The organism is Streptomyces sp. SID3212 (genome assembly GCF_009865405.1).
Classification (GTDB): domain Bacteria; phylum Actinomycetota; class Actinomycetes; order Streptomycetales; family Streptomycetaceae; genus Streptomyces.
In genome coordinates, this window is the sequence record NZ_WWJY01001254.1 from 1 (window position 1) to 2,399 (window position 2,399).

3 protein-coding genes are annotated in these 2,399 nt (G+C 71.1%); 2 read left to right on the forward strand and 1 reads right to left on the reverse strand.

Annotated features, from left to right (window positions below):
• The first annotated feature begins 258 nt into the window (after positions 1–258).
• Together GT042_RS37715 and GT042_RS37720 are read left to right on the forward strand one after the other, a co-directional pair.
• Positions 259–561, forward strand: a complete 303-nt coding sequence (locus GT042_RS37715) for a type II toxin-antitoxin system VapB family antitoxin (protein WP_023540426.1) — start codon at positions 259–261, stop codon at positions 559–561.
• Between the two features lie 112 nt (positions 562–673).
• Entirely contained in the window at positions 674–1,309 is a 636-nt protein-coding gene (locus GT042_RS37720) for a LytR C-terminal domain-containing protein (RefSeq protein ID WP_161313174.1), read from the forward strand.
• A gap of 136 nt (positions 1,310–1,445) precedes the next feature.
• Here the strand turns inward: GT042_RS37720 and upp are convergent, their stop codons facing one another.
• Entirely contained in the window at positions 1,446–2,081 is a 636-nt protein-coding gene (gene upp / locus GT042_RS37725) for a uracil phosphoribosyltransferase (RefSeq protein ID WP_161313175.1), read from the reverse strand.
• Positions 2,082–2,399 lie beyond the last annotated feature (318 nt).

Sequence of the window (2,399 nt, forward strand, 5' to 3'; positions counted from 1 at the left end):
GCATGGCCGGCGCGCGCAGCGCCGTCACCGCCGACGGCCACGCCGCCACCGAGTAACGGGCACACGGCCGGGCCGTGGGCGGGGCGAACTCCCCGTCCACGGCCCGCCACCGGGGGCCGGTCCGGGCCGATCTGGACGCCCAGGCCACCGGAGGGAATGCCTCCGCTCGGGCTTCGCTCCTGCTTTGCCATCTAATGCCACTTTTGAACTCGGGCGCCATGGCTGCGCCCGGAGCCTCTTGACCGGTAGGCTTTCCGTGTGATCTTCAAGCGCATCGGTAACGGGCGGCCGTATCCCGACCACGGCCGGGAAAGCACCCGGCAGTGGGCGGATGTCGCGCCGCGCCCGGTCCGCCTCGATCAGCTCGTGACCACGAAGGGTCAGCTGGACCTGGAGACGTTGCTCGCCGAGGACTCCACCTTCTACGGAGACCTGTTCGCGCATGTCGTGAAGTGGCAGGGCGATCTCTACCTGGAGGACGGACTGCACCGTGCCGTCCGCGCCGCCCTCCAGCAGCGGCAGGTGCTGCACGCCCGCGTCCTGGAGCTCGATCTCGGCTGAGCGGGTCCGGGAGAGTGACGGACTGAGCCTTTCGGGCCCATTCCTCACCCCGACCGCCCAACCCGTTGATCATTTAGTAGGAATCACCACCGGCGCCCACTACGCTGCGCCCATGAGCATGCTCACTCCCCCCGGCATGGGCGGAAAGTACCGCATCACGGGGAACAAGTACCCGCGGATGCGCCGCCCTCGGCGCCGCCACAGGATCGTGCTCGCGGCCGTCGCGTCCGTTGTTGCCCTCGGCCTGGCCGGCTGGGGAACCTCGCAGCTCATCGACGTCTTCACGGTCGACGGCAAGAAGACCACCGCCGCGAAGACGCCCGACTGCAAGCCCTCCGCGGCACCCGCCAAGGTGCTGCCGAAGCCCGGCCAGATCAAGGTCAACGTCTACAACGCGACCCCGCGGGGCGGTCTCGCCAAGACCACCGCCGACGAGCTCAAGAAGCGGGGCTTCGTCATCGGCAAGGTGGGCAACGCGCCCGCCGCCTACGACAAGAAGGTCCGGGGCGCCGGGATACTGCTGGGCGCCCCCACCGCCGCGGACGGCCCCCTCACCGTTCTCGGCACCCAGCTGAGGGGGGCCACGCCGAAGACCGACACCCGCAGGACCAGGGACGTCGACCTGATCCTCGGCACGGGGTTCAAGAAGCTGAACGTCCAGCGCGAGGCGGACCAGGCGCTGGCAACCCTGTCGAAGCCCGCCCCCCAGCCGGCCTGCGGCGGCCTGGGCGCATCGCGCAAGAGCTGACGCCCCTACCCGTACCGCCGCTCTTCACCGCCGTACGTACCGCCACTCTCCCGTCCCCGGGCGGGGCACTTCCACCGCCCCGCCCGGCGACGGACAGAACCGTCGGTCGCTCGCCCGTACCGCCCCAGGACAGGCCCTAGCCGGCCAGTCCGTACATCCGGTCGCCCGCGTCGCCGAGCCCCGGGACGATGTAGCCGTTCTCGTTGAGGCGCTCGTCGACGGCCGCGGTGACGACCGTGACCGGCGCGCCCGCCAGCTCGCGCTCCATGACCTCGACGCCCTCGGGCGCCGCGAGGAGCACGACGGCCGTCACGTCGTCCGCGCCGCGCTTGATCAGCTCACGGATCGCCGCGACAAGCGTGCCGCCGGTGGCCAGCATCGGGTCCAGTACGTACACCTGCCGGCCCGAGAGGTCCTCGGGCATCCGGCTCGCGTACGTGGACGCCTGGAGCGTCTCCTCGTTGCGGATCATCCCGAGGAAGCCCACCTCGGCGGTCGGCAGCAGCCGCACCATGCCGTCGAGCATGCCCAGCCCGGCCCGCAGGATCGGGACGACCAGCGGCCGGGGGTGGGAGAGCCGCACACCGGTCGTGGCGGTCACCGGGGTCTCGATGTCGACCTGTTCGGTACGCACATCCCGGGTGGCCTCGTACGCGAGCAGGGTGACCAGCTCGTCCGCGAGACGCCGAAAGGTCGGGGAGTCGGTGCGCAGGTCGCGCAACGTGGTGAGTTTGTGCGCCACCAGGGGGTGGTCGACAACAAGAATCCGCATGGCGACCACAGTAACCGGAGGCCAAGGCACTACGGCCTGCCACCGACCGCCGAAGCTCCCGGCCGAACCGGTGGCATCAACCCGGGGCGGGGAGGGAAGGTGGATGGAGGTCATGAAGAGTCGGGAGACACATCCATCAGTGGGATGGTGAGGCGACCGTGCCGGACAGGGACCAGCGACAAGCGGACGAGCAGCAGGCCTCGGACCTGGGCATACGGCCCCAGGGCGAACCGGACCGGGTGCAGGGCCCCGACCCCGGACAAGCCGCCGGCCGCGACCCGGCCCCCGACCCGCACCCCGACCCCGCCCCCGGCCTCG

What these genes read in the sequence shown, in the direction of transcription:
- GT042_RS37720 (WP_161313174.1), top strand. Translation starts at nt 674, where the DNA reads ATGAGCATGCTCACTCCCCCCGGCATGGGCGGAAAGTACCGCATCACG.
- upp (WP_161313175.1), bottom strand. Translation starts at nt 2,081, where the DNA reads ATGCGGATTCTTGTTGTCGACCACCCCCTGGTGGCGCACAAACTCACC.